We start from the raw sequence: 25,624 nt of genomic DNA on the forward strand, positions 1-25,624 counted from the left end.
GCGGCTCGCGGCGCGCTCGCTCGGGCTCGGCTACGGGCAGACCCTCCGGCGGGTGGTGCTCCCCCAGGCCCTGCGCAAGATGACGCCGCCCCTCATGAACGACTTCGTCTCGATGCAGAAGGACGTCGGGCTCATCTCGATCCTCGGCGCGATCGATGCGATCGCCGCCGCGCGCTCGGCGAACGCCCTCAGCTACAACTTCACGCCGTACGTCGTCGCGGGCATCCTCTTCGTGCTGCTCGCGATCCCCACGATCCGGACCGCCGACTGGTACACGGCGCGGCTGCGCGAGCGCGAGCAGAGCGGAGCGATCCTGTGACCGCGGTGGAGCCGGGCGGTGTCCCGGCGCCGGTCGGCGCCCCGGTGCTCGCGGCGGAGGATGTCTGGAAGGCGTTCGGCGAGCGCGAGGTGCTGCGCGGGGTGTCGGTGTCGCTCGCCGCGCACGAGGTCGTCGCGCTCATCGGGGCATCCGGATCGGGCAAATCCACGCTCCTCCGCTGCCTCGGCCTGCTCGAGCCGATCGACGACGGTCGCATCTTCCTCGGCGACGAGGACATCTCCGACCCGCGCGTCGACGGCAACCGGGTGCGCGCGCGGCTCGGCGCGGTGTTCCAGAGCTACAACCTCTTCCCGCATCTGACGGTGCTCGGCAACGTGACCCTCGCCTCGCGCGTCGTGCACAAGGTGCCGCGAAAGGATGCCGAGGCGCGCGCACTGGCGCTCCTCGAGCGCGTCGGGCTCGCCGACTTCGCGAACGCCCACCCCGACCGCCTCTCCGGCGGGCAGCAGCAGCGCGTCGCGATCGTCCGCGCCATCGCGACCGACCCCGAGGTGCTGCTGCTCGACGAGATCACCTCGGCGCTCGACCCGGAGCTCGTCGGCGAGGTGCTCGACCTCGTGCGCTCGCTCGCCGAGGGCGGGGCGACGATCCTCATGGCGACGCACGAGATGGCGTTCGCGCGTGACGTCGCCGATCGGGTGCTGTTCCTCGACGAGGGCGTCATCGTCGAGGAGGGCGCTCCCGCCCAGCTGTTCACGGCGCCCGCACATGCCCGCACGAAGGCTTTCCTCACCCGTTTCACCGCATAGCCGCGCGGCGTATGCTGTGCGCACGCCTCCCTTCGACGCCCTCCTCACGACCTGGCGCGCCGACCCTGTGACCCTCGTCGTCCTGGTCGCCGCGACGATCGCCTACGCCCTCGGCATCCGTCGCGCCGCCCGTCACGGCGTCGTGTGGCCGCGTCGACGCACGGTGCTGTTCTTCGCCCTCGGCCTCGGCTCGTACGCGGTCGTCGAGCTGGGCTTCTTCGGCGCGTGGTCGGCGCAGCTGCGCTGGGCGTTCACGGCGCGCATCGCGCTGCTGCTGAGGGTGCCGATGATGGGCCCTCACCAGCCTGCACGCGTCGACCTTCCTCGCGATCGAGTTCCTGCTGGCGTTCGTCGAGCTCGTGATCGATTCGATCCCGGGCATCCTCATGCGGCTGAACGACACCGTCATCGACGGCATCACGACCGTCGCGGGTACCGGCTGGTGGCCGAATCCGCTGCACGATCAGCACCTCGCGGGCGACCTGCTCTGGTTCATCGCCGAGGCGGCCGACGTTCCGGTGCTGATCCTGCTGCTCCTGCGGTGGGCGCGGCGCGACCGCGCTGAAGCGGCAGACTTCGACGCGCTCACCGACGCCGAGCACGACGCGCTCGTACAGGCGCACCTGCGCGGCGCGCGCGCCGGATCGGACGCCGCCCGCTGACGCTCAGGCGCGGATCGTGCGCTCCGCCGCCTCGACGACGTTCGTCATCAGGAGCGCCACCGTCATCGGGCCGACGCCCCCGGGATTCGGCGACAGCCAGCCGGCCACCTCTTCGACGCCCGGGGCGATGTCGCCGTAGACCTTCGACTTGCCGGTCTCGGGATCGATCTCGCGGGTCACCCCGACATCGAGCACGGCGGCGCCGGGCTTGACGTCCTCGGGTCGCACGAGGTGCTTCATGCCCGCCGCGCCCACGATGACGTCGGCCTGCCGCAGGTAGGCGGGCAGGTCGCGCGTGCCGGTGTGGGTGAGGGTCACGGTCGCGTTGACGTCGCGGCGGGTGAGCAGCAGCCCGATCGAGCGCCCGATCGTCACGCCCCGGCCGACGACGACCACATGCGTGCCCGCGAGTGCGTAGCCATTGCGCTCGAGCAGCTCGATCACGGCGCGGGGCGTGCACGGCAGCGGAGAGATGATCTCGTCGTTGACGTTCAGCACGAGCTTGCCGAGGTTCGTGGGATGCAGGCCGTCGGCATCCTTCGCCGGGTCGATCCGCTCGAGGATCCGGTCGGTGTCGAGGTGTCGCGGCAGCGGCAGCTGCACGATGTAGCCGTGGCAGGTCTCATCGGCGTTGAGCCGGTCGATCTCCGCCTCGACGTCCGCCTGCGTGGCATCCGCCGGCAGCTCGACCTGGATCGAGTTCATGCCGATCTCTTCGGACTGCTTGTGCTTCATGCCGACGTACAGCTGGGATGCCGGGTCGGCGCCCACGAGCACCGTCGCGATGCCCGGGGTCACTCCCTGCGCCTTGAGCTTCGCGACGCGCTCGGCGAGCTCCGCCTTGATCGCCGCGGCGGTCGCCCGCCCGTCGAGGACGGTCGCGGTCACTGCGCGAGCCCGGGGTAGAGCGGGAACGCGGCGGTGAGGGATGCCACGCGCGTGCGCAGCTGCTCGAAGTCGGCGCCGTCCGCACCGCCCACGAGGGCGAGGGCGATGATGTCGGCGACCTCGGTGAACTCGGCGTCGCCGAAGCCGCGGGTCGCGAGCGCGGGCGTGCCGATGCGCAGGCCCGAGGTCACCATCGGCGGCCGCGGGTCGTTCGGCACGGCGTTGCGGTTCACGGTGATGTGGATCTCGTGCAGCAGATCCTCGGCCTGCTTGCCGTCGATCGCGGCGTCGCGGAGGTCGACGAGGACGAGGTGCACGTCGGTGCCGCCCGAGCGCACCGAGATGCCGGCGCCGGCGACGTCGGGCTGCGAGAGCCGCTCGGCGAGGATCGCGGCACCCCGCACGGTGCGCTCCTGGCGCTCACGGAACTCCGGCGTCGCGGCGAGCTTGAACGCGGTCGCCTTGGCGGCGATCACGTGCATGAGCGGGCCGCCCTGCTGCCCCGGGAAGACCGCGGTGTTGATCTTCTTCGCGATGTCGGCGTCGTTCGTGAGGATGAAGCCCGAACGCGGACCGCCGATCGTCTTGTGCACGGTCGAGGACACCACGTCGGCGTAGGGAACGGGCGACGGGTGCAGGCCCGCAGCGACGAGCCCGGCGAAGTGCGCCATGTCGACCCAGAGGAGCGCGCCGACCTTGTCGGCGATCTCGCGGAACCGCGCGAAGTCGAGCTGGCGCGGGTAGGCCGACCAGCCCGCGATGATGACCTTGGGCGAGTGCTCGACGGCGAGGCGCTCGACCTCGTCCATGTCGATGATCGAGGTCTCGGGGTCGACGCCGTACGCGACGATGTTGTAGAGCCGGCCGGAGAAGTTGATCTTCATGCCGTGGGTGAGGTGTCCGCCCTGGTCGAGCGAGAGGCCGAGCAGAGTGTCGCCCGGGCGAGCGATCGCGTGCAGCACGGCGGCGTTGGCGGATGCCCCGGAGTGCGGCTGCACGTTCGCGAACTCGGCGCCGAAGAGCGCCTTCGCGCGCTCGATCGCGAGCTCCTCGGCGACGTCGACCTCTTCGCAGCCGCCGTAGTAGCGACGGCCCGGGTAGCCCTCGGCGTACTTGTTGGTCAGCACCGACCCCTGCGACTGCAGCACCGAGACGGGCACGAAGTTCTCCGACGCGATCATCTCGAGGTAGCCGCGCTGGCGGTCAAGCTCGCGCTCGAGCACCTGGGCGATCTCGGGGTCGACCTCGGCGAGCGGGGCGTTGAAGTACGGGTCGGTCATAGTCGTCTCCTGTCGGCTGGATGATCTCGGTGCACCGTCGCTGCGCGACGGCACTCGATCAGCGAGCAGACCGACCCAGGCGAACGGTCGATTGCCATGTGGTCGCTCCCCGGTGGTGGCCCACCTCAACGCCAGTCGCGACACAGCGAGCATATCCGACCGGGCCCCGCGCCGCCGCGAGCCGGCGGACCCCACCCGACCACTCGCGCGTGGTCGGCACCATCCCCGAGAATGGAGCATCGTGGCCCTTCCCTCCGTCGTTCCCGCCCCCGCCTCGATCGAGGCGGACGGCTCCGCGCCGTTCGCCCTGACGTCCGGGACCCCGATCGTGGCCGCGGCCGAGATCGCGGATGCCACGGAGGCGCTGCAGTCCCTCATCGAAACCCGCACCGGTCTGCGTCTCGACACCCGAGAGCCCGCCGACAGCGCCGCCGACGCCCGCGCGATCGTGCTGGAGATCGCCGGCGACGGCGCGGCCGAGTCGTACCGGCTCGACGTGACCGAGGCATCCGTCATCGTCAGCGGCACCGACGCCGCCGGCCTCTTCTACGGTGTGCAGACGCTCGGCCAGCTCGTCGAGCCCGCGCCCGGCGGCTGGCAGATCCCCGCGGTCCGGATCGTCGACGCCCCGCGCTTCGCATACCGCGGTGTCATGCTCGACGTCGCCCGGCACTTCCACGACGTGGCGACGGTGAAGGCGTACATCGACCGCACCTCGGCCCTGAAGTTCACCCACCTGCACCTGCACCTGCACCTGACCGACGACCAGGGGTGGCGGCTCGGCACCTCGGCCGAGGACTACGACTGCTTCATCGGCCGGGTCAGCCGGCTCGCCGCGAGCCTCGGCAAGACGCCCGTCGCATGGCACGAGGCCGGCACGGCGACCGACCTTGAACCGACCACCGTCGGGCAGTTCTGGGGTTACGTCGAGCCGATCGACGGCATGGATGCCAAGGCGCGCGGCTTCACCGCGGTCGGGTCGGATCAGGGGAAGCTCATCCTCTCCCCCGCCGATGCGATCTACCTCGACATGAAGTTCGACGCCGACTCGCCGCTCGGGCTCACCTGGGCGCGCGGGGTCACGACCGCCCGCCGCGCCTACGAGTGGGATCCGGCGGAGGTCGTCGACGGCGTCGCCGACGAGCAGATCCTCGGCGTCGAGGCGCCGCTGTGGACGAGCCAGGGCATCGGGTTCACCCCGCTCGACGGCATTCCGTGGGCGGTCGAGGTGGCCGCCGGCGCCGATCGAGGCGACGCATGACCACCGTCATCCACTCCGCGCGCCTCGTCGACGACGGCGAGGTGACGGACGACGCCTGGGTCGCCTTCGCCGACGGCGTGGTGCTGCGCGCGGGCACCGGCGACGAGTGGCGGGCGCTGCCCGCCGGCGACGCGATCGACGCGGCCGGCGCGTACCTGACGCCCGGGTTCGTCGACATCCACGGGCACGGGGGCGGCGGCGGCACGTACGATCACGGGCTGGATGCCATCGCGGCGGCCCGCGCCGTGCACCTCGCGCGCGGCACGACGCGCGCGGTGCTCTCGCTCGTGACGGCGTCGATCGACGATCTGGCCGCGCAGGTCGGGATGATCGCCGATCTCTCCGAACGCGACGCGACGATCCTCGGCACGCACCTGGAGGGCCCCTTCCTCGACCCCGGGCACAAGGGCGCGCACACCGAGAGCCTGCTGCGGGCCCCCGACGAGGCCGCCGTCGCGCGCCTGGTCGAGGCCGGCCGCGGCACCGTCCGGCAGGTGACCCTCGCACCCGAGCTCCCCGGCGGGCTCGCTGCCACGGCGGAGTTCGTCGCCGCGGGCGTCGCCGTCGCGGTCGGTCACACGAACGCGACCGAGGCCGAGGCATCCGCCGCGTTCGATGCGGGCGCGACACTGCTCACGCACGCGTTCAACGCGATGCCCGGCATCCATCACCGTGCTCCCGGGCCCGTGGTCGCGGCGATGCGCGACGAGCGGGTGACGCTCGAGCTGATCGCCGACGGCATCCACGTGCACCCCGACGTGATCGCCCTCGCCTTCGCGGGCGCACCGGGGCGCATCGCGCTGATCACCGACGCGATGGGTGCCGCGGGGGAGCCCGACGGGGCGTACGAGCTCGGCGGCCTCGCCGTGACCGTGACCGACGGCGTCGCGCGCCTCGACGAGGGCGGCGCGATCGCCGGATCGACGCTGACGCAGGATGCCGCGCTGCGCCTCGTCGTCGCGGGCGGACTCCCCCTCGCCGACGCGGCCGCCGCGCTCACGAGCGTGCCCGCGCGGGCGATCGGTCTGGCCGGGCGCTACGGGAGCCTCCGCCCCGGCGCCGCCGCGGACGCGGTGCTGCTCGACGACGCCCTGCAGGTGGCCGGGGTCTGGGTCGACGGCGCGCGGGTCTGAGGCGAGGCCCGTGCGCTGACCGGCGACGGGATGTGAGCACCGCGGCGCGCGCCTGGTCGACGGCCCGGACCGACCGGTACGGGTGCGAGCGGGGCGGCGGCCCCCACCGCTCGCCCCGCTCTCGTCCCCCGGCGGCCCCTTCTGCTGCCGTGCCCGTGTTGCCGGGCCGGCGCGGCCCTCCGTGCGCGACCCTCCCCAGGGGCGCGCACGGAGAACCGTCTGCCCATGAGATGCCGCAGCGCGGATTCCATGACGCGGTTTTCGGGATTTCTTTTCGGGCGGCGCCGGGGCGCCGCCCGGCCCGGTCGCTTTCTGAGCGCGACCTGGGAGAATGAGGAAAGCGCGTCGTGATCGCGCCCGTCGGGCGACTCATGATCGATCCCCGCTCTCGAACCAGGACCCGCATGGACGACCCCGATCAGTCGCACGCCGACACCGACGGCCTCGCCGACGCCGAGCTCGTGCAGCGCACCCGCTCGGGCGATCGGGGCGCATTCGGCGAGCTCTGGCGTCGGCACTACCGGTCGGGCATCGCCGTGGCATCCTCGATCACGTCGCGGTTCGACCCCGACGACCTCGTGCAGGAGGCGTACGCGCGCATCTTCCAGGCGATCGAGCGCGGCGGCGGGCCGACCGGATCGTTCCGCGCGTACCTCTTCACGAGCATCCGTCACACCGCGGCCGGCTGGGGGCGCCGCGACCGCGAGGTGCCGATCGACGAGGTCGAGGCGATCGCCGACCCGGATGCCGAGGCGCACGCCACCGACGAGGCGCTCGATCGCAGCCTCACCGCGCAGGCGTATCGCAGCCTGCCCACACGCTGGCAGGAGGTGCTCTGGTACACCGAGATCGAGCAGATGAAGCCGGCCGCGGTGGCGCCGCTGCTCGGCATGAACGCGACCGCGGTCGCCCAGCTCGCGTTCCGCGCACGCGAGGGGCTGCGCGAGGCGTGGATCCAGGCGCACCTGCGCTCGGAACCCGAGGGATCGGCGTGCCGCTGGACGATCGAGCGGCTGGGCGCCTACGCCCGCGGCAACCTGGGGCGGCGCGACACCGGGAAGGTCGACGCGCACCTCGCGGAATGCGCGCGGTGCGCCATCGTCGCGGCCGAGGCGAAGGACGTCTCGCGGCGCCTTGCGCTCGTGCTGCTCCCCGTCACAATCGGTGCGGGCGGCGCGACCGCCTACCTCGCGACGCTGCAGGGCAGCGCGGCGCCCATCGTCGCGCTCGCGGCCAGCGCGTCGGGCGCCGTGCCCGGCGCGGTGTCGATGGCGGGCGTCGGTTCTGGGGGCGCCGGCACGGGTGGCGCGGGTGGTTCCGGTGGTGCGGCCGCCTCGGGTGGTGCGAGTGGTTCCGCGGCGGCCGGCGGCGCGGGCGCGAGCGGTGCGGCGGCGGGAGCGGGCGCGGGTGCGGGTGCGGGTGCGGCGGTCGCGGGTGCGGTCGGCGGAGGCATCCTCGGCGTCGGCGCGCTCGCCGGGATCGCTGCCGCCGCCGTGCTCGTCGCCGGCGGCACGGTCGCCGCGTTCATCGTGCCGTCGATGCTCGCCGCCGATTCCACCGTGTCGACGGATGCCTCCCCGACCGGCGACGGATCGACGACTCCGCAAGACGGCGGCGCGCCGGCGGTCCCCACTCCCGGTCCCTCTCCGACCGCGCTGCCCTCCCCCACCGCGTCGCTGCCCGTGGAGGTGCCGCAGCCGATCGCCGTCGAAGACGCCGCTCCGGATGCGACTCCCGCCCCCGCTCCCACGCCCCCGATGGTGGCGCCTCCGGCGACGCCCGCGCCGGTCCCGACGCCCTCGGTATCCCCCACACCCAGTCCGACGCCGACGGTCACGCCGACCCCCACCCCCACGCCCACGCCCACTCCCACGGCCACACCCACGGCGACTCCGACACCGACTCCCACTCCCACGGCGACTCCGACACCGACTCCCACGCCGACGCCGACGCCGACACCTGAGCCGACGCTGCCCGCGGGGGCGCCGATCGTCACTCAGATCGACAGCGAGTTCGGTTCGGGATGGGGGACGGCGACGGTGTCGGTCACCGGTGAGCCGGGCGCGACGGTCGCGGCGTTCGTCGGCGACGCACCGCTCACGACCACGACGATCGGCGACGACGGCCGCGGCACGCTCGTGGTCACCCGCAGCCTGATCGAATGGTTCGACCGGTCCGTCTCCCTCGCCTACATCCCCGGTGATCTCGTCGGCCCGCAGGTGCCGCGCTTCTCGTTCGACTGACGCGCGCCCACGGTACCCGCCCCCGCAGGCCCCCGCCCGGCCGCGCGTAGACTGGGCTCATGGCCGATCTGCCCCCCGTCCGCCCCGCCGTACCGGCACAGCCCGCGGCGACCGCGACGCCGGCCGGCACCCGACCGGCGCTCGACGCCGTCGACGTCCTCGCGTTCCTGTGCGAACTGTTCGCCTTCGGAACGCTCGCGGTGTGGGGGTTCACCGCCTGGCCGTTCCCGTGGAACATCGTCGCGGGCATCGGCGCCCCCGTCATCGCGATCCTGCTGTGGGCGCTGTTCGTCTCGCCGCGCGCCGTCTTCGCCGTGCATCCGTTCGTCCGCGCTCTGGTGGAGCTGCTCGTCTACGCCGCCACCACGATCGTGTGGTGGACCAGCGGCAGCCCGTGGGTCGGCCTCGCGTTCGCGGTCGTCGCCGTGACCACCGGCCTCGTCGCCGGCCGGCGACGCCTCGCCTGACCGCATGACCGGCGCCGTGGTCGGCCTCCTGCGCGAGGCTCTCTCCGAACGGGTCGACACCGACCCCAGCCACCTCGACGACGCGCGAGCCGACAAGTCGGAGCACGCCGCGCCCGGACGGCCGATCGCGATCGTGCACGCGGCATGCATCGACGATGTGCAGGCCACGATGCGGATCGCCACGGCCACCGGCACCCCGGTCGTCGTGCGTGGCGCCGGCACCGGCCTCGCCGGCGGGGCCAACGCCGGCGCGGGCGAGATCGTGCTGTCGATGCGCGCGATGGATCGCATCCTCGAGGTGCGGCCCGACGATCTGCTCGCCGTCGTCGAGCCCGGCATCCTGAACGCCGAGCTGAACCGTGCGCTCGCCGACCACGGCCTGTGGTGGGCGCCCGACCCCGTGAGTCGCGAGATCTCGACCGTCGGCGGCAACATCGCCACGGGCGCCGGGGGTCTCCTCTGCGCGAAGTACGGCGTCGTGCGCGACGCGGTGCTCGGCGTCGACCTCGTGCTCGCCGACGGCCGCCTGCTGCACCTCGGGCATCGGAGCGTCAAGGGCGTCACGGGCCTCGACCTGACCGCGCTCGTGATCGGGTCGGAGGGCACGCTCGGGGTCGTCGTCGGCGCGACACTCAAGCTCCGCCGGCTGGTGCCCGGCCAGGCGCGCACGCTCACGGCATCCTTCCCGAGCGTCCGCGCCGCCGCGACCGCCGCTGCCGCGGTGACCGCATCGGGCGTGCAGCCCGCGATCATGGAGCTGATGGATGCCGCGTGCCTGCGTGCCGTGCACCGGATGCTCGACCTGCCCGACCCGGGCGAGGCCGCCCAGCTGACGATCCAGACCGACGGGCCCGCTGCGTCGGTCGAGGCCGAGTCGATCGCCGCGACGCTGACCGATGCGGGCGGCGCCGTGCGGCTCGCCCGCGACGACGCCGAGTCGCAGCTGCTGTGGCGGATCCGCCGGTCGATGCATCCCGCGATGGAGACCCTCGGCACGACGCTCATCGAAGACGTGTCGGTGCCGCGCAGCGCGCTCCCGGCGATGTTCGACGAGATCGCGCGCATCGAGCGCGAGTACGACCTGGTCATCCCGACGGTCTGCCACGCCGGCGACGGCAACCTGCACCCGAACTTCGTGTTCGACGCGGGCGCGGATGCGGCGGTGCCCGAAGTGATCTGGCAGGCCGCCGACGAGCTGTTCCGCGCCGCGCTGCGCCTGGGCGGAACGCTCACCGGCGAGCACGGCGTCGGCGTGCTGAAGCGGCGCTGGCTCGCCGACGAGCTCGGCGACGACCAGTGGGAGCTGCAGCGCCAGATCACCCGCGTCTTCGACCCGCAGGGCATCCTGAACCCCGGCAAGGTCTTCACGCCCTGACCTTCCCGCGTCGCGCGGCAGCCGCGCGCGCTGCGCGACGCCCTGCACAACCGCGGAGATCCGCACGCCGACGGATGCCTCGGGCCCAGGCATCCGCAGCCACGCCGATCTCCGCCGGTATGCATCGCGGATGCCGCGGATGCCGACCCGGCTGACGGTTGACGCCTCACTCGCCGCACCCGGCGCGGGATCAGGCGGGAGGCGGGTAGACCTGCGGGTCGGGGACGGCGAGGCCGCGCGCGCCGAGCGCGATCGCGGCGATTCCGAGGGCGACCGGCCGACACCGGCACGGCGGGACAGCGCGCGCTGGAAACGCATCCAGGTGCCGCGATCGGTCGCCACCCGCCCGGTATGACGACAGAACGCGGCACCTGGATGCCACAACGACAGCGCGACGCGGCTTACAGACCCTGCCAGGCGGGCTTGTTGGCGAACGCGTAGCGGTAGTAGTCGGCGTGCGCGAGCTGCGAGGCGGCCGCCTCGTCGACGACGACCGTGACGTGCGGGTGCAGCTGGATCGCCGAACCGGGCAGCGACGACGTGACCGGGCCCTCGACGGCGCCGGCGACCGCCGCCGCCTTGCCCTCGCCGAACGCGAGGAGGAACAGGTGCTTCGCCTCGAGGATCGTGCCGAGCCCCTGCGTGATGCAGTGCATGGGCACGTCGTCGATCGAATCGAAGAACCGCGCGTTGTCCTCACGGGTCTGCTCGATCAGGGTCTTCACGCGGGTGCGCGACGCGAACGACGAGCCGGGCTCGTTGAAGCCGATGTGCCCCGACGTGCCGATCCCGAGGATCTGCAGGTCGATGCCGCCCGCGGCCGCGATGGCGCGCTCGTAGTCCTCGCCGGCGTGCGAGATGGTCGCGAGGTCGCCGTTCGGGGTCTGGATGAGGTCGGGGTTCAGACCGAGCGGCTCCACGACCTCCTTCGTGATGACCGAACGGTAGCTCTCCGGGTGATTCGGGTCGATGCCCACGTACTCGTCGAGCGCGAAGCCGCGCACGTGCGACACGTCGAGCCCGGCCACGCGGGGGCGCAGCGCCTCATAGACGGGCAGCGGCGTCGAGCCCGTCGCGAGCCCCAGCACCGCGTCGGGACGCTCGCTGATGAGCTTCACGATCTCGTCGGCAACGAGGACGCCGGCGGCCGCCGGAGAGGGGACGATGACGATCTCAGCCATGGAAAACTGCCTTTCTGTCGGAGACGGAGGGTTCGCGGACGGCGGGTTCGGAGACGGACGGCTCAGAGACAGCTGCCCCGGACACGGTCGCCGCGGAACCCGCGGGCTCAGAGACGGACGCTGCGGAAGCCCCGGAACCGGGCGTCGGAACGGTGGCGTCCGCCCCGATCAGCGCCGCGCCCAGCGCCGCCGCGGGCGATCCCGGCGGCAGCAGCTCGACGCGCTCGGCGAGGCCCAGCGAGCGCAGGAACGGCGATGCCGCTGCGCCGGTCGCGAGCTCGTCCACCACACGGCTCAGCATACGGTCGCCGAGGGTCGGGTGATCCATCCGGGGGGGTTGGACGGGTGTCAGGACACCCCGAGTTGTCCGGACAGGACCATGACGGCCGCGCCGCGGAGGACGATGTCCTCGCCTTGCTCCGTCATTCGCACCTGCACGCCGTCGTGGAACTCGGCGAGCGTACGGGCGCGCAGGGTCTCGACGGTCGCCTCAGCGAGGGGTCCGTCGAGAAGTGGTGAGGGGCCGGAGAGCACGATCTCCGACAGGTCGAGAGCGCCGACGATGGGCGCCAGGGCGATGCCGAGCCGCTCCCCGGCGTCGCGGAGGACGGCGGTGGCATCGGCGCCCTCCTCGGCCAGGGCGCGTTCGAGCGACGGGACGGACAGCCACGCTTCGAGGCATCCGACCTTGCCGCACACGCACACCGGACCGCCGTCGGTGCCGACGGTGACGTGGCCGATCTCGCCCGCGGCGAAGCGGCCGCCGGGCATGGGCTGGCCGCCCGAGAGCAGACCCGAGCCGACACCGCGGCCGACGCGCACGAGCATGACGTCGTCGCCCGCGCCGCCGAAGGTGTACTCGGCGAGCAGGGCGGCGTTCGCGTCGTTGGCGACGAGGACCGGCAGCGACACCTCCGCGCGCAGGATGCCTTCGAGGTCGATGTCGGTCCAGCGCAGGTTCGGTGCGGTGAGCACGGTGCCGTGGTCGTCGACGATGCCGGGTGAACCGACCCCGACACCGAGCACGGGGGCGTGCGCGTCGGCGACGAGCTCGCGGGTGAGCCGGATGACGGTGGCGAGGATGTCGGCGGGGTCGGCGGGCACGGATGCCTCGTGGCGCGCGACGATCTCGCCGTCGAGGGTGAGCACGGCGCCGAGGAACCGATCGCTGCGCGAGAGGTCGAGGCCGATGATGCGGTGCCCCTCCCGGTCGAGGTCGACGAGGATGGCGGGCTTTCCGGGGCCGGTCACCTCGCGGGTGCCACGCTCGGCGACGTAGCCGTCCTCGATGATTTCGGCGATGAGGTCGGAGATCGTGACGCGGGTGAGACCGGTCTCGCGTGACAGATCGGCGCGGCTCATGGCACCCTGGTGGAAGAGGGTCTGCAGCACGAGCGAGCGGTTGTGGGCGCGGGCGTGCTCGGGGAGCACCTTGGCCGCGTGGCGCAGGGAGCGTCCGGGGCCGAAGGTACGACCGCAGTTCCCTTCCGCGGAGGGTCCGGGATCCGCGGTGCTGCGCTGCACGTCCGAAGTGACCATGTTTGTTAGTACACCTTACGAACATAACTTTCGCAAGTCTTTCCGCCGATTCGGTAAGCGCGTTTACAAAACCGTTACACGGCCGACATCACACGGCGTCTCCCGCGGATCCGCCGAGACCCCGCGCTTTCCCCGGTCTCTGCGCAGCATGATCGCGTACGATGGACCCGCGTGGAGTGGAACCGCACCAGCCGCTCCCTCGCAAGAGACGCGCCGCACGGGCGCTGAACCGGGGGGTTGTTCGTGACTGATGTGGCAACGAAGCCCGACGCCGAAGGCGCGTCGGACCCGTCGTCGAGCACGCTGGCGACCACCACGCAGGAGCCGTCCGCGCCGGCGACCACCGCGCAGGCGCCGACCGTGCAGTGGGCACCGGCCGAGCCCGCCGCCAAGAAGACGCGGAAGCGCCTCTGGCTCTGGATCGGCGTGCCGGTCGCGCTCGTCGCCGCCGGCGCCGTCGCCGCGTCGCTCGTGCTGATCGCACCCGGCACGTCCGTCGCGGGCGTTCCCGTGGGGCTGCAGACGTCCGGCGCCGCGACCGACGCGATCGACCAGCGACTCGCCCAGGCCACGCTGACGCTCGGCGACGGCGGACCCACCGTCACCGGCGCCGACCTCGGCGCGACCGTCGACGCGCAGGCCCTGGCCGACTCCGCCTTCGGCGACCGGCCGATGTGGAATCTCACGCAGTGGTTCGGCGAGCCGATCGACGCCCCTATCACCCTCGACGAGGAGAAGGCCACCGCGGCGCTCCGCGAGGCCCTCCCCTCCGCCTACACCGAACCGACCGCCGCGACCGTCGCCTTCAACGGCACCTCGTTCGTGGTGACGCCGGCCGTCGCGGGCACCGGCATCGACCTCGACTCGATCACCCGTCAGCTGCACGACGCGTTCGCGTCGGGCGCGCAGGCATCCACCGTCACGGTCGACGAGACCTCGGTCGAGCCCGTTGCCGACACCGCCGCGGCGCAGAAGGCCGCCGACGGGGCGAACGCCATGCTCGCGAACGTCGGCTTCTACGTGGGCGACGAGCGCACCGTTCCGGTCGACGCCGCGACCGCGGCGGGCTGGCTGACGGTGACCTCCGACGCATCCGGAGCCTTCACCGTCACCGCCGACCCGGCGAAGATCCAGCCCACCGTCGACGCCCTCGCCGCCGCGGTGAACCGGCCGCCGGTCAACGGCGCCGTGATCACGGATGCCGAGGGCACCGTGCTCGAGACGACGACGCCCGGCGCCGACGGCCGCACGCTCGGCGACGTCAGCACCGCCGCGAGCGACTTCGCGAAGCAGCTCGGCCAGGGCAACGGCGTCTACGAGCTGCCCGTGCAGGTCACCCCGCCCGCGATGGCCACCTCGGCGCGCATGATCGAGGTCGATCTCGGCGACCAGATGCTCTACATGAAGGAGAACGGCGCGGTCGTCGACTCGTGGCCGATCTCGAGCGGCGTCGCCGAATCGCCCACCACGACCGGCCACTTCACGGTGCAGTCGCACTACGACGTGCAGACGATGACGTCGTCGTCGGCCACCGACGACTACTGGAACTACGATGTCCCGAACGTCCAGTGGATCATGTACTACTACGGCGGCGAGGCGCTGCACGGGGTGTACTGGCACAACGACTTCGGCAACCCGCGCAGCCACGGCTGCGTCGGCATGCCGAACTGGCGCGCCAAGCAGATCTACGACTGGATGCCCAACGGCGGCGACGTCTGGATCCACGAGTAAGCCACCCTTCTCGCTGACCTGCCGCGAGTCGAGGTCGGTCCCCGCACGACGAAGCGGCGGATGCCGAGGCATCCGCCGCTTCGCACTTCCCGCCTCAGAGGGCGTCGATCACCGCGTTGAGCGTCGCCGACGGGCGCATAACGGCCGCGACCTTCGCCTCGTCGGGGTGGTAGTAGCCGCCGATGTCGACGGGGCTGCCCTGCACGGCGTTCAGCTCGGCGACGATCTCGGCCTCGGCATCCGTCAGCTTCTGCGCGATCGGCGCGAAGGCTGCGGCGAGGTCGGCGTCGGCGGTCTGACCGGCGAGCTCCTGCGCCCAGTACAGCCCCAGATAGAAGTGGCTGCCGCGGTTGTCGATCGTCCCGAGGGCGCGCCCCGGCGAGCGGTCGTTCTCGAGGAACGTGCCCGTCGCGGCATCCAGCGTGTCGGCGAGGATCTTCGCCTTCGCATTGCCGGTGTACTCCGCGAGGTGCTCGAAGGAGGCCGCGAGGGCGAAGAACTCGCCCAGCGAGTCCCACCGCAGGTAGTCCTCGCTGAGCAGCTGCTGCACGTGCTTGGGCGCCGAACCGCCGGCGCCCGTCTCGAACAGGCCGCCGCCGGCGAGCAGGGGCACGATCGAGAGCATCTTGGCCGACGTGCCGACCTCGAGGATCGGGAAGAGGTCGGTCAGGTAGTCGCGCAGCACGTTGCCGGTGACCGAGATCGTGTCCTCGCCCTTGCGGAGACGCGCGAGCGTGTACCGCGTCGCCTCGTCGGGCGGCAGGATCACGATCGTCACGTCACCCGTGTCGAGCGTCGCGAGGGCCTGGTGCACCTTGCCGATCAGCTGCGCGTCGTGGGCGCGGTTGACGTCGAGCCAGAACACGGCCGGCACGCCGGTCGCACGGGCCCGGGTGACGGCGAGGCGCACCCAGTCCATGATCGCGATGTGCTTGGTCTGCGTGGCGCGCCAGATATCGCCCTTCTCGACGTGGTGCTCGATGAGCACCGTGCCGTCCGAGTCGAGCACCTCGACGACGCCGTCCGACGGGACCTCGAAGGTCTTGTCGTGGCTGCCGTACTCCTCGGCGGCCTGAGCCATGAGGCCGACGTTGGGCACCGTGCCGATCGTCGCGGGGTCGAGCGGTCCGTTCGCGATGACGTCCTCGATGACCGCCTGGTAGACACCGGCGTACGACGAGTCGGGGATCACCGCGATGGTGTCCTCCTCCTCGCCGTCCTTGCCCCACAGCTTGCCGCCGTTGCGGATGAGCGCGGGCATGGAGGCGTCGACGATGACGTCCGAGGGGACGTGCAGGTTCGTGATGCCCTTGTCGCTGTTGACGTACGACAGGCGCGGGCCGTTCTCGAGGTCCTGGGCGATGCGCGCCGAGATGGCGTCGCCGTCGCCCAGCTCGCCGAGGCCGGAGAGGATCGAGCCGAGGCCGTTGTTGCCGTTCAGGCCTGCCTCGGTGAGCTCAGCCCCGTAGGTGTCGAAGACGTCGGCGAAGAAGGCGCGCACGACGTGGCCGAAGATGATGGGGTCGCTGACCTTCATCATCGTGGCCTTGAGGTGCACCGAGTACAGGACGTTCTCGGCCTTCGCCTGCGCGATCGTGTCGGCGAGGAACGCGTCGAGCGCCTTGGCCGACAGGAATGTCGCGTCGATGACCTCGCGCGGCAGCACCTTGAGGCCGTCCTTCAGCACCGTGACGGTGCCGTCGGTGGCGGTGTGGCGGATCGTGAGCACGTCGTCGTGGGCGGCGATCCAGCTCTTCTCGTTGCTCTTGAAGTCGTCGTGGCCCATCGTGGCGACGCGCGTCTTCGAGCCCGCCGCGAACGGCTTGTTGCGGTGCGGGTGCTTCTTCGCGTAGTTCTTCACGGCGAGCGGCGCGCGGCGGTCGCTGTTGCCCTCGCGCAGCACGGGGTTGACCGCGGAGCCCTTGATGCGGTCGTAGCGCGCGCGGATGTCCTTCTCCTCGACGGTCGACGCGTCGTCGGGGTAGTCGGGGATGTCGTAGCCCTGCACCTGGAGCTCGGCGATCGCGGCCTTCAGCTGCGGGATGGATGCCGAGATGTTCGGCAGCTTGATGATGTTCGCCTCGGGGAGCGTCGCGAGCCCGCCGAGCTCGGCGAGGGCGTCGCCCACCTGCTGATCGGGCGTGAGCGCCTGCGGGAATGCAGCGAGGATGCGACCGGCGAGCGAGATGTCGCGGGTGTCGATCTCGACGCCGGCCTGCCCGGCGAAGGCCTTCACGATCGGGAGGAAGGAGGCGGTGGCCAGGGCCGGTGCTTCGTCGGTGTGGGTGTAGATGATGGTGGACTCAGGCACGTGGGATCTTCCTCTATCGAGCGTCGCGGGATCGCTTTCCACCCTACCGCACAGCGGGAAAGTATCTCGATGTCGAGATACTTTCCCGCGGCGGTGGTGGGAGGGATGCCGCGTCGTGCGGCTCCCCGCGGCCTGCGGCCGCGGCCGTCTCCCAGCCGCGCTGCGCGAGCATCTCGCAGACGAGCAGCCGGAGTGCCGCCTGGTCTTCGACGACCAGCACGCGGCGCACCCATCCGCTGCTCACGGCTTCACGATAGCCGAGCCGCGAATCGCCCTGCTCCGCCTCCGCGCCGGGCGGTCATATTCCCGACGAATGGACGATGCCCGCACCCGCAGCGACCCGATAACCTGTGGTCATGAGCGAGCTGCGCCTCGAGGAACTGTCTGCCACGACGATCGTCGCGGTCAACGCGCTGTCGTTGAAACCCGGTCAGGAGCAGTTCATCGCCCCGACCAGTTACGCCGTCGCCGGCGCGGTGGTCAACCCCGCGACGGCGTGGCAGCGCGTCGTCCTCGACGGCGACGAGGTGGTCGGATTCGTCAGCGCGAACTTCGACGATGACGCCGACGAAGACCGGTTCCGCTCGGTGCTGTGGCGCATCAACGTGGATGCCGACGACCAGGGCCGCGGCGTCGGCCGCTTCGCCGTGGAGAAGCTGCTCGACGAGGCCCGCTCGCGCGGCATGGACCGCGTCGACGTCATCTACGAGGCGGGTCAGGGCGGCCCCGAGCAGTTCTTCACCCGCGTCGGCTTCGTGCCCGTCGACGAGACGGAGTACGGCGAGGTCGTCGCCGAGATCCGGCTCTGACCCCGGCATCCACGCGCCTGCGGCGGCTCGCGCCGCGCGCGTCGCCGATCCGTGACCGCGCCGCAACGGATTCGGAGAATCGCGACAGAATCGGATGCCTCGGTGCGAGGATTCCGAATCCGGTGCGATTTTGCGATTCTGCTGGCAGGGGCGCGCCGGCGGCGGCGCCTCCTCCCCAACTGCCACATCGGGCCATCCGTCCACAGATCGGGCGGACGGTGACCCCGACGGCGCGCGGCGGCGCGAGACTCGCGGAGTGGACATCGCAGGGTTCGTGACCGGTGCGGGCGGCATCGCCCACCGACAGCGGGTGTTGGATGCCGGGGCGAGCGCCGCGGCGATCCGCTCGGCGGTCGCCTCCGGCGCCGTGCGCCGCGTCCGCCGCTACTGGGTCGCGACGACCGCGGCCTCCCCCGACCTGTGCGCGGCGGCCGAAGCGACCGGCAGGCTCGCGTGCGTGTCGGCGGCGCGGCATCGCGGGTGGTGGATGCCGCCTGACGCCCCGGGCGGCCTGCACCTGCACGTCGGGCGCGGGTCGCGCTCACCGCGCGGTGAGGTCACGGCGCATTGGCGCGCGCCGCTCGTGCCGGTGAGCGCGTTCGACCTCGTCGAATCGGTCGTCGACACGCTGCGCCACGTCGCCGACTGCCTGCCGCGCGAGACCGCGCTCGTGCTGTGGGAGTCGGCCGTGCGCACGCACCGCATCCCGCTCGGCGAGCTGACCCGGGTGCGTTGGCACAGCGCCACCGCGGCGGAGCTCTGCGCGATCGCGACGGGCAGCTCCGGATCGGGCATCGAGACGATCTTCGTGCACCGGCTGCGCCCCTGGGGGCTCGAGATCCGTCAGCAGGTTCCGCTCGCCGGGCACGACGTCGACACGCTCATCGGCGAGCGCCTCGTGGTGCAGCTCGACGGGTTCGCCTTCCACTCCTCGTCGGCAGAGCGCACCCGCGACCTCGCGCACGACCGCGCGCTCATGGCCCTCGGCTACCGCGTGCTGCGCTTCTCCTACACCGAGGTCGTCTACAACTGGCCCGCCGTCGAGGCCGCGATCGCGCGGGCCCTCGCCCAGCAGCTCCACCTGCAGCACTGACCTCGGCCTGCGCCACCCCCGGCCCCGCGCTCCCCCACTGGATTCGGATAAACGCAACAGAATCGGATGCCTGTGCCCCAGGCATCCGATTCTGTTGACGTTTTCCGAATCTGCGCCAGCCGCGCCCGCCATCAAACAGCGGGCGCGCGCCCTCAGACCAGCGACTCGCGCCAGGCGGCGTGCAGCTGGGCGAACTTGCCCGTGCCCGCGATCAGTGCGTCGGGGGTGTCGTCCTCGATGATCTCGCCGTGCTCCATGACGAGCACGCGGTCGGCGATCGCGACCGTCGACAGGCGGTGCGCGATGATGATCGCCGTCCGCCCCCCGAGGAGCGTCTGCAGCGCGTGCTGGATCTGCCGCTCCGAGGGGATGTCGAGCGAGGCCGTCGCCTCGTCGAGGATCAGCACCGCCGGGTCGGCCAGGAACGCGCGGGCGAACGAGATCAGCTGGCGCTGCCCCGCCGACACGCGCCCGCCGCGCTTGTTGACGTCGGTGCCGTAGCCGTCGGGCAGGCGCTCGATGAAGGCATCCGCCCCCACCGCGCGCGCGGCCGCCTTGATCTCGTCGAGCGTCGCGTCGGGCTTGCCGAGGGCGATGTTGTCGGCGACCGTGCCGCTGAACAGGTACGCCTCCTGCGTGACCATGACGATCGCACGGCGGAGGTCCTTCGGGTGCAGCGACCGCAGGTCGACGCCGTCGAGCGTCACCTGGCCGCGCGACGGGTCGTAGAACCGCGACACGAGCTTCGCGAGCGTCGACTTGCCCGCACCGGTCGTGCCGACGAGGGCGACGGTCTGCCCGGCGGGAATGTCGAGCGAGAAGTGCGGCAGGATCGTGCGATCACCCGAGTACCCGAACACGACGTCGCGGAACTCGACGTGCCCGCGCGACTCCCACAGGTCGACCGGGTCGACCGGATCGGGCACGGTGGGCTCCTCGTCGAGGACGCCGGAGACCTTCTCGAGCGCCGCCGTCGCCGACTGGTACGAGTTGAGGAACATCGCGACCTCCTGGAGCGGGGCGAAGAAGTTCCGCACGTACAGCACGGCGGCCAGCAGGGTTCCGACGAGGAGCGTGCCCTCGGCGACGCGCACGCCGCCCCAGAGCAGCACCCCGGCCACGGCGAACGCCGAGACGGCCATCATGCCCGGCTCGAACGTGCCGAACAGCCGCAGGGAGCGCATGTTCACGTCGCGGTACTGGCCCGACAGGTCGCCGAACTCGTCGTCGTTGCGCTCCTCCTTGCGGAACGCCTTCACGGCGCGGATTCCCGTCATCGTCTCGACGAACTTGACGATCACCTTGGCGCTCACGACCCGCGACTCGCGGTAGGCCTTCTGCGAGTTGACGTAGAACCAGCGCATCAGGAAGTACAGCGGCACCGCGGCGACGGCGAGCACGAGACCCGATCGCCAGTCGATGAGCAGCAGCGCCACGAGGGTGAACCCGCCGTAGAGCACGCCCGAGACGAGCTCGTTGAGCCCCCCGTCGAGCAGCTCGCGGATCGAGTCGAGGTCGCTCGTCTGACGCGAGATGATCCGGCCCGACGTGTACGACTCGTGGAACTCCAGACTCAGCCGCTGCGTGTGCTCGAAGATGCGCTTGCGCAGATCGAGCATGACGGCCTGCGTGAGCCGCGCCGCGACGACGGCGTACCAGCCGATGAGCGCGGCGCCGCCGATTCCGGAGAGCAGGTAGACGGCGACGATCATGATCGTCGGCATCCAATCGCCGTAGTCGATCACCTGCGGCAGGGCGGTGTTGAGCCCGTACGCGATCAGCGCGGGGCCGGCGACGCGCAGCGCCGTCGAGACGACGAGCACGGCGCCGGCGAGCGCGAGCTGCCAGCGCAGCGGCGCGACGAGCGACCCGAGCAGGCGCAGCGAGCGGCGGCGGATGGCGCGGGACTCGTCGCGCGTGTAGTCGGAGCGGTCTTCACCGGTCGTACCGGCAACGGATGCCGTGGTCATCGCGCCACCTCCTCGTTCGCGTGTTCGCGGTCGGTCTCGCCGGCGGATGCCCGGCGGTCGGATGCCTCGTTCTCGGCCTCTTCGAGGCTCGAGATGACGTGGCGGTAGTGCTCGCTCTCGCGCAGCAGGTCGCTGTGCCGTCCGACCGCGGTGACGCGCCCCTCTTCGAGGAGGGCGACCCGGTCGGCGAGCGTGACGGTGGAGGGGCGGTGGGCGATCACGAGCGTCGTCGTGTCGGCCATCACCTCGCGGAGGGCGTCTTCGACGAGCGCTTCCGTGTCGACGTCGAGCGCCGACAGCGGGTCGTCGAGCACGAGCACCGCGGGGCGCGCAGCGACGGCGCGCGCGAGCGCGAGCCGCTGACGCTGGCCGCCCGAGAGGGAGAGCCCCTCCTCGCCGATGACGGTGTCGACCCCGTGCGGCAGGTCGTCGACGAAGCCGGCCTGCGCGACGGCGAGCGCCTCGCGCAGCACCCGCTCGGCCTCGGCGGTCCCGAGCTCGAGGTCTTCCCGCCCGAGCAGCACGTTCTCGCGCACCGTCTGCGAGAACAGCGTCGAGTCCTCGAACGCCATTCCGACCTGCGTGCGCAGCTCGTGCAGCGTCAGGTCGCGCACGTCGACCCCGTCGATCGTCACGCGCCCCCCGGTCACGTCGTACAGGCGCGCCGGGAGGGTCGTGAGAGTCGTCTTGCCCGAACCGGTGAGCCCGACGAGCGCCATCGTCTCGCCCGGCTCGAGCGCCAGGTCGATGCCGTCGAGGAGGTCGCGCTCGGATGCCGAGGCATCCTGATACCGGAAGTGCACGCCCTCGAACGCGAGCGCTCCGCGCGGCTCGGCGATCGTCTTCGGCGCGGCGGGATCGGTGATCGTGTTCTCCTCGTCGAACACCTCGAAGATGCGGTCGGTCGCGGTGCGCGCGTCGAGGAGGAACGAGAAGAGGAAGCCGATCGACTCCATCGGCCAGCGCAGCACCGTCGCCATCGCGAAGAACGCGACGAGCTCGGCGACCTGCAGCTGCCCGGTCTGGACCAGCACGATGCCGACGCCGAGGCACAGCGCGAACGCCAGGTCGGGCAGCAGCACCAGCCAGAACCAGATCCAGCCGACGGCGCGCGCCTTGCTCAGCTCGGTCTCGCGCAGGGTCTCGGCCTGCCGGGCGAACTTGACGAGCGCGTGCTTGCCGCGGCCGAACGCCTTGAGCACGCGGATGCCGTGGACCGACTCCTCGACGCTCGTGGCGAGGTCGCCCGCCTGGTCCTGACTCTGCCGAGCGAGCGTGCTGTAGGTCTTCTCGAACCGGTAGCCGGCGTACCAGAGCGGCGCGCAGACGAGCAGGAACGTGAGCCCGAGCGCCCAGTGCCAGCGGAACAGCAGCGCCATGCCGACGACGATGGTCAGCACGTTGACCACGAGCAGCACGACGCCGAAGGCGAGCCACCGGCGCAGCATGCTGATGTCCTGCATCATGCGGCTGAGCAGCTGCCCCGACTGCCAGCGGTCGTGGAAGGCGACCGGCAGGCGCTGCAGTCGCTCGTAGAACCCGGTGCGCATGTCGTACTCGACGCTCGTCGACGGGCCGAGCACGAACCAGCGACGCAGCCACACCATGAGGGCTTCGAGGAGGCCCAGCACGAGAATGAGCCCCGCGCCCCAGGCGAGTTGGGTCAGGTCACCCGAGGCGATCGGGCCCTGCACGAGCACCTCGAGCACGAGCGGGATCGACAGGGCGAGCAGGCTCGCCACGAGCGCGCTCGCGGCGCCGAGCGCCAGGCGCGGCAGCACGGGCCTGGCGAACGGGTAGAGCCGGGCGAGGGCCCGGGGAGTGGAAAGGGTGGGATGTCTCTCGGTGGCGGAGGTCATGATCCTTGGGGGTGGTGGCGCGGATGCCGACGAGGCGGGTCGGCGGTCAGGGAAGGGACAGGCCTCCTGCGCAGCAGCGCGGAAGAGACTCGTGACCCCGGCGGGGAGGACGCAGTGAAGAGAACGCAGCGTGCGGCGGGACTATGCCGCCGATGAGGAACGCGAGGGCGTCACCCGAGGCGTCGCGCCGCTCCCGCGCTGCCGATCGGGCGGAGGACGGCGGGCTTCGTCTCGACGATGGTCGTGGACATGGCTTCCTCCAGGAATCGGTGGGCGGGGACTGTCGCGCGCGCTCACCCGGACGGGTGCGACACGACGCGACAGCCCTCCAGCCTAGACCTGAGAGTTCGCTGAGTGCAAGAGCGAACGTCCGGCGCCGGCTCGGGTGTCGCCGGGGTGGGCGCTGCGGGCAGCCGGTCGGGCGCCCCGAGTGACCGTCAGTCGCCGCGGGTCAGGCGGCCGCCGCCGCCGCGGCGGCCTCGCGGTCGAGCAGCGCCTGCTTGACGTTCGTGCCCCAGGCGAACCCGCCGAGGCCTCCCCCGGTGCGCAGCACCCGGTGGCACGGCACGAACAGCGCGGACGCGTTGCGCGCGCAGATGGATGCCGCGGCCCGCACGGCCCGCGGGTTGCCGAGCACGGTCGCGAACTCGGCGTAGGTGAGCGGTGCCCCCGGGTCGATGCGGCGGAGGGCCGCCCAGCCGGCGAGCTGCAGCGCCGTGCCCTGCGGGGCGACCACGACGTCGTCGATCGCAGCGACGTCGCCGGCGTAGTAGCGGTCGACCGCCGCCGCGGCATCCGTCTCGCCGTCGGCGATCCGCGCGGGGGCGGTGCGCACGCGGGCGACGATCGCGGCGTGGTCGTCGGTCCAGCCGCTCGCCAGCACGCGCTGACGCTCGTCGACGAACAGGGTGAACGCGCCGTCGAGGGTCTGGATGGTCTGGATGGTGGCGGTCATGAGGAGGTTCCCTCTCCGGTCGTCGGATCAGTGGTGCGGGAGTCGTGTGGAGGGGCGGGAGGGGCGCCGCGGCGGGATCGGCCCGACGCCTGGCGAGGCGGCACGGCGCGCCACAGGTGCGCGGTGGCGTAGCTGCGCCACGGCGCCGTGCGCGCCGCCCACGCTTCGAACCCGCGCGGATCCCCCGGGATGCCCGACGCCGCGGCGCCGGCGCGCACGGCGACGTCGCCCGGGAGCGTGATGTCGGGGTCGCCGAGCACCCGCATGCGCACGTAGTCGGCCGTCCACGGGCCGATGCCGGGCATGGCGAGCAGGGCCGCCCGCTGCGCGACGCGGTCGTCGCCGGTCGTGAGCACGAGCGAGCCGTCGGCGAGCGCGGCGGCGGCTCCCGTGATCGCGCGGATGCGCGCCGCCGGGCCGCGCAGCACCTCGGCGCCGTGCTCGGCGATCGCGGCCATGGTCGGGAACAGCCGGTCGTGCGCGCCGAAACCGTCGACCCGCTCCCCCAGTGCGTCGGTGAGGGCGGACAGCGCCGTCGTGGCCGCCGTCACCGTGATCTGCTGACCGACCATCGCGCGGATGAGCATCTCGTGCGGGTCGGCGGCACCCGGCACACGGATGCCCGGGACGCGCGCGACGAGCGGAGCGAGCTCGGGGTGCGCCGACAGCGCCGCGTCGACGGCGAGCGGGTCGGCGTCGAGGTCGAAGAGGCGCCGGGCGCGCGCGATGAGCACGGGCAGGTCGCTCAAGTGGGTGAGCCGGGCGCTCAGCCGCACGCGCCCGGCGTCGTCGAGGCGGAGCGAGAACCAGGCCGGCCCGCCGGGCAGGCGGATCGTGCGGGCGAAGGAGTGCGCCGTCACGCTCTCGACGCCGGTGACGGCGCGCGCGGCCATCCACGCGAAGAGCCCGTCGGCGTCGAGCGGCCCGCGGTGCGGCAGCGCGAGCTCGATCGCTCCCGGCGTCGCCGCGCCGGTGGATGCCCCGCCCGCGCCCTCCCCGGCGGCATCCGCGCTCCCTGCGCCCGTGCCCGTGCCCGTGCCCGTGCCCGTCGAGCCGAACCCTGCACCCGCGCCGAGCCCCCCGCCCGCGCCCCGCGCCGCCGCGCCGCCCGCACGAGCGCGCCGGGCGCGCAGCTCGATCGGCGACATGCCGAATACCTCGCGCACGGTGTCGTTGAACTGCCGCACGCTGGCGAAGCCCGCCGAGAAGGCGACGTCGGATGCCGGCAGATCGGTCGCGACGAGCAGCATGCGCGCCGTGTGGGCGCGCTGTGCGCGGGCGAGCGCGAGCGGGCCGGCCCCGAGCTCCGAGGTGAGCAGCCGGGTGAGGTGCCGCGGCGAGTAGCCGAGCCGGGCGGCGAGCCCCGGAACGCCCTCGCGCTCGACGACGCCGTCGGCGATGAGGCGCATGGCCCGGCCCGCGACGTCGCCGCGGAGGTTCCACTCCGGCGAGCCAGGCGCCGCCTCGGGCAGGCACCGCTTGCACGCGCGGTACCCGGCCTCGTGCGCGGCGGCGGAGGTCGGATAGAAGGTGACGTTGCCCGGTTTCGGCGTGCGCGCCGGGCAGCTCGGACGGCAGTAGATGCCGGTCGAGCGCACGGCGGTGACGAACTGGCCGTCGAAGCGCGCGTCTCGCGCGTCGATCGCACGGTAGCGCTCGTCGAAGGTCATGGATGCCGCGGACATGACTCCAGCCTGTCATGCGCCCCGGCATCCGGCTCGCGGTTTTCGGACACGACGGCCCGCCCACCCGGCGCCCAGTCCGGAGCCCGATCCCTA

At 72.3% G+C, this 25,624-nt stretch carries 22 protein-coding genes and 1 riboswitch; of the genes, 11 read left to right on the top strand and 11 right to left on the bottom strand.

The window, feature by feature from the left end:
- The 3 genes from FHX68_RS14515 to FHX68_RS16060 all read left to right on the top strand — a co-directional run.
- Window positions 1-319, top strand: a 319-nt coding sequence (locus tag FHX68_RS14515) for an ABC transporter permease subunit (RefSeq protein ID WP_141920323.1), incomplete at its 5' end; no start/stop codon positions are given.
- Window positions 320-363: 44 nt separating this feature from the next.
- Window positions 364-1,089: an amino acid ABC transporter ATP-binding protein gene (locus FHX68_RS14520; protein ID WP_141378969.1), complete on the top strand. Its 726-nt coding sequence runs from the start codon at window positions 364-366 to the stop codon at window positions 1,087-1,089.
- 359 nt (window positions 1,090-1,448) lie between these two features.
- Window positions 1,449-1,751 carry a cytochrome c oxidase assembly protein gene (locus FHX68_RS16060; RefSeq protein ID WP_229661392.1) on the top strand — a complete coding sequence of 101 codons (303 nt, stop codon included), beginning with the start codon at window positions 1,449-1,451 and terminating at the stop codon, window positions 1,749-1,751.
- Between the two features lie 3 nt (window positions 1,752-1,754).
- On the opposite strand, the gene FHX68_RS14530 is transcribed toward FHX68_RS16060, so the two are convergent.
- Together FHX68_RS14530 and glyA are read right to left on the bottom strand one after the other, a co-directional pair.
- Window positions 1,755-2,639: a bifunctional methylenetetrahydrofolate dehydrogenase/methenyltetrahydrofolate cyclohydrolase gene (locus tag FHX68_RS14530; RefSeq protein ID WP_141378881.1), complete on the bottom strand. Its 885-nt coding sequence runs from the start codon at window positions 2,637-2,639 to the stop codon at window positions 1,755-1,757.
- Window positions 2,636-3,919 carry a serine hydroxymethyltransferase gene (glyA, locus tag FHX68_RS14535; RefSeq protein WP_141378879.1) on the bottom strand — a complete coding sequence of 428 codons (1,284 nt, stop codon included), beginning with the start codon at window positions 3,917-3,919 and terminating at the stop codon, window positions 2,636-2,638. The genes FHX68_RS14530 and glyA overlap by 4 nt, the downstream gene beginning before the upstream one ends.
- 66 nt (window positions 3,920-3,985) lie before the next feature.
- Window positions 3,986-4,068, bottom strand: a riboswitch (ZMP/ZTP riboswitch).
- Between the two features lie 92 nt (window positions 4,069-4,160).
- Between glyA and FHX68_RS14540 the strand changes: the two genes are divergently transcribed.
- The 5 genes from FHX68_RS14540 (at window position 4,161) to FHX68_RS14560 (ending at window position 10,398) form a co-directional block, all read left to right on the top strand.
- Complete coding sequence (locus FHX68_RS14540; protein WP_141378877.1) at window positions 4,161-5,180, top strand: family 20 glycosylhydrolase; 1,020 nt, start codon at window positions 4,161-4,163, stop codon at window positions 5,178-5,180.
- Complete coding sequence (gene nagA, locus FHX68_RS14545; protein ID WP_141378875.1) at window positions 5,177-6,313, top strand: N-acetylglucosamine-6-phosphate deacetylase; 1,137 nt, start codon at window positions 5,177-5,179, stop codon at window positions 6,311-6,313. Before FHX68_RS14540 ends, nagA begins: the two co-directional genes overlap by 4 nt.
- Window positions 6,314-6,717: 404 nt before the next feature.
- A complete protein-coding gene (locus FHX68_RS14550; RefSeq protein WP_170214172.1) occupies window positions 6,718-8,556 on the top strand; it encodes a sigma-70 family RNA polymerase sigma factor in 1,839 nt (612 codons plus the stop codon).
- Window positions 8,557-8,615: 59 nt separating this feature from the next.
- Entirely contained in the window at window positions 8,616-9,023 is a 408-nt protein-coding gene (locus FHX68_RS14555) for a YrdB family protein (protein WP_141378871.1), read from the top strand.
- Between the two features lie 4 nt (window positions 9,024-9,027).
- Entirely contained in the window at window positions 9,028-10,398 is a 1,371-nt protein-coding gene (locus tag FHX68_RS14560) for an FAD-binding oxidoreductase (protein WP_141378869.1), read from the top strand.
- 401 nt (window positions 10,399-10,799) lie between these two features.
- Here FHX68_RS14560 and FHX68_RS14565 read toward each other — a convergent pair whose 3' ends face one another.
- From FHX68_RS14565 to FHX68_RS14575, 3 genes are read right to left on the bottom strand one after another with little or no spacing between them, the layout of a single operon-like run.
- The gene (locus FHX68_RS14565) at window positions 10,800-11,579 is read right to left on the bottom strand and encodes a glucosamine-6-phosphate deaminase (RefSeq protein WP_141378867.1); all 780 of its coding nucleotides are present in this window, start codon (window positions 11,577-11,579) and stop codon (window positions 10,800-10,802) included.
- On the bottom strand, window positions 11,572-11,907 hold the full coding sequence (locus tag FHX68_RS16065) for a hypothetical protein (RefSeq protein WP_229661391.1): 336 nt from the start codon (window positions 11,905-11,907) through the stop codon (window positions 11,572-11,574). Before FHX68_RS16065 ends, FHX68_RS14565 begins: the two co-directional genes overlap by 8 nt.
- Before the next feature lie 20 nt (window positions 11,908-11,927).
- Window positions 11,928-13,118, bottom strand: a complete 1,191-nt coding sequence (locus FHX68_RS14575) for an ROK family transcriptional regulator (RefSeq protein WP_141378866.1) — start codon at window positions 13,116-13,118, stop codon at window positions 11,928-11,930.
- A 243-nt stretch (window positions 13,119-13,361) separates the two neighbouring features.
- On the opposite strand from FHX68_RS14575, the gene FHX68_RS14580 reads away from it, so the two are divergent.
- Window positions 13,362-14,849: a L,D-transpeptidase family protein gene (locus FHX68_RS14580; protein WP_141378864.1), complete on the top strand. Its 1,488-nt coding sequence runs from the start codon at window positions 13,362-13,364 to the stop codon at window positions 14,847-14,849.
- Between the two features lie 94 nt (window positions 14,850-14,943).
- Here the strand turns inward: FHX68_RS14580 and FHX68_RS14585 are convergent, their stop codons facing one another.
- Together FHX68_RS14585 and FHX68_RS16070 are read right to left on the bottom strand one after the other, a co-directional pair.
- A complete protein-coding gene (locus tag FHX68_RS14585; protein ID WP_141378862.1) occupies window positions 14,944-17,160 on the bottom strand; it encodes an NADP-dependent isocitrate dehydrogenase in 2,217 nt (738 codons plus the stop codon).
- A 43-nt stretch (window positions 17,161-17,203) separates the two neighbouring features.
- A complete protein-coding gene (locus tag FHX68_RS16070; RefSeq protein WP_229661390.1) occupies window positions 17,204-17,404 on the bottom strand; it encodes a response regulator in 201 nt (66 codons plus the stop codon).
- Window positions 17,405-17,516: 112 nt separating this feature from the next.
- Here FHX68_RS16070 and FHX68_RS14595 point away from each other — a divergent pair, with 112 nt between their 5' ends.
- Window positions 17,517-17,969, top strand: coding sequence for a GNAT family N-acetyltransferase (locus FHX68_RS14595; RefSeq protein WP_141378860.1), 453 nt, complete (start codon window positions 17,517-17,519; stop codon window positions 17,967-17,969).
- Window positions 17,970-18,225: 256 nt separating this feature from the next.
- The gene (locus FHX68_RS14600) at window positions 18,226-19,062 is read left to right on the top strand and encodes an endonuclease domain-containing protein (RefSeq protein ID WP_229661389.1); all 837 of its coding nucleotides are present in this window, start codon (window positions 18,226-18,228) and stop codon (window positions 19,060-19,062) included.
- Between the two features lie 152 nt (window positions 19,063-19,214).
- Here FHX68_RS14600 and FHX68_RS14605 read toward each other — a convergent pair whose 3' ends face one another.
- The 4 genes from FHX68_RS14605 to FHX68_RS14620 form a co-directional block, all read right to left on the bottom strand.
- Window positions 19,215-21,032 (bottom strand): ABC transporter ATP-binding protein, encoded by a 1,818-nt coding sequence (locus tag FHX68_RS14605; protein WP_141378856.1) that lies wholly within the window; start codon window positions 21,030-21,032, stop codon window positions 19,215-19,217.
- Window positions 21,029-22,891, bottom strand: a complete 1,863-nt coding sequence (locus FHX68_RS14610; RefSeq protein ID WP_141378854.1) for an ABC transporter ATP-binding protein — start codon at window positions 22,889-22,891, stop codon at window positions 21,029-21,031. The genes FHX68_RS14605 and FHX68_RS14610 overlap by 4 nt, the downstream gene beginning before the upstream one ends.
- A gap of 451 nt (window positions 22,892-23,342) precedes the next feature.
- On the bottom strand, window positions 23,343-23,846 hold the full coding sequence (locus FHX68_RS14615; RefSeq protein ID WP_141378852.1) for a methylated-DNA--[protein]-cysteine S-methyltransferase: 504 nt from the start codon (window positions 23,844-23,846) through the stop codon (window positions 23,343-23,345).
- The gene (locus FHX68_RS14620) at window positions 23,843-25,531 is read right to left on the bottom strand and encodes an AlkA N-terminal domain-containing protein (RefSeq protein ID WP_141378850.1); all 1,689 of its coding nucleotides are present in this window, start codon (window positions 25,529-25,531) and stop codon (window positions 23,843-23,845) included. Before FHX68_RS14620 ends, FHX68_RS14615 begins: the two co-directional genes overlap by 4 nt.
- Between the last annotated feature and the right edge of the window lie 93 nt (window positions 25,532-25,624).

This window comes from Microbacterium lacticum, assembly GCF_006716815.1.
GTDB lineage: Bacteria > Actinomycetota > Actinomycetes > Actinomycetales > Microbacteriaceae > Microbacterium > Microbacterium lacticum.

Coding starts and splice junctions, on each gene's coding strand:
- glyA (WP_141378879.1), bottom strand. CDS start 3,919: ATGACCGACCCGTACTTCAACGCCCCGCTCGCCGAGGTCGACCCCGAG.
- nagA (WP_141378875.1), top strand. CDS start 5,177: ATGACCACCGTCATCCACTCCGCGCGCCTCGTCGACGACGGCGAGGTG.
- FHX68_RS14550 (WP_170214172.1), top strand. CDS start 6,718: ATGGACGACCCCGATCAGTCGCACGCCGACACCGACGGCCTCGCCGAC.
- FHX68_RS14555 (WP_141378871.1), top strand. CDS start 8,616: ATGGCCGATCTGCCCCCCGTCCGCCCCGCCGTACCGGCACAGCCCGCG.
- FHX68_RS14560 (WP_141378869.1), top strand. CDS start 9,028: ATGACCGGCGCCGTGGTCGGCCTCCTGCGCGAGGCTCTCTCCGAACGG.
- FHX68_RS14565 (WP_141378867.1), bottom strand. CDS start 11,579: ATGGCTGAGATCGTCATCGTCCCCTCTCCGGCGGCCGCCGGCGTCCTC.
- FHX68_RS16065 (WP_229661391.1), bottom strand. CDS start 11,907: ATGGATCACCCGACCCTCGGCGACCGTATGCTGAGCCGTGTGGTGGAC.
- FHX68_RS14575 (WP_141378866.1), bottom strand. CDS start 13,118: ATGGTCACTTCGGACGTGCAGCGCAGCACCGCGGATCCCGGACCCTCC.
- FHX68_RS14595 (WP_141378860.1), top strand. CDS start 17,517: ATGAGCGAGCTGCGCCTCGAGGAACTGTCTGCCACGACGATCGTCGCG.
- FHX68_RS14605 (WP_141378856.1), bottom strand. CDS start 21,032: ATGACCACGGCATCCGTTGCCGGTACGACCGGTGAAGACCGCTCCGAC.
- FHX68_RS14610 (WP_141378854.1), bottom strand. CDS start 22,891: ATGACCTCCGCCACCGAGAGACATCCCACCCTTTCCACTCCCCGGGCC.
- FHX68_RS14615 (WP_141378852.1), bottom strand. CDS start 23,846: ATGACCGCCACCATCCAGACCATCCAGACCCTCGACGGCGCGTTCACC.
- FHX68_RS14620 (WP_141378850.1), bottom strand. CDS start 25,531: ATGTCCGCGGCATCCATGACCTTCGACGAGCGCTACCGTGCGATCGAC.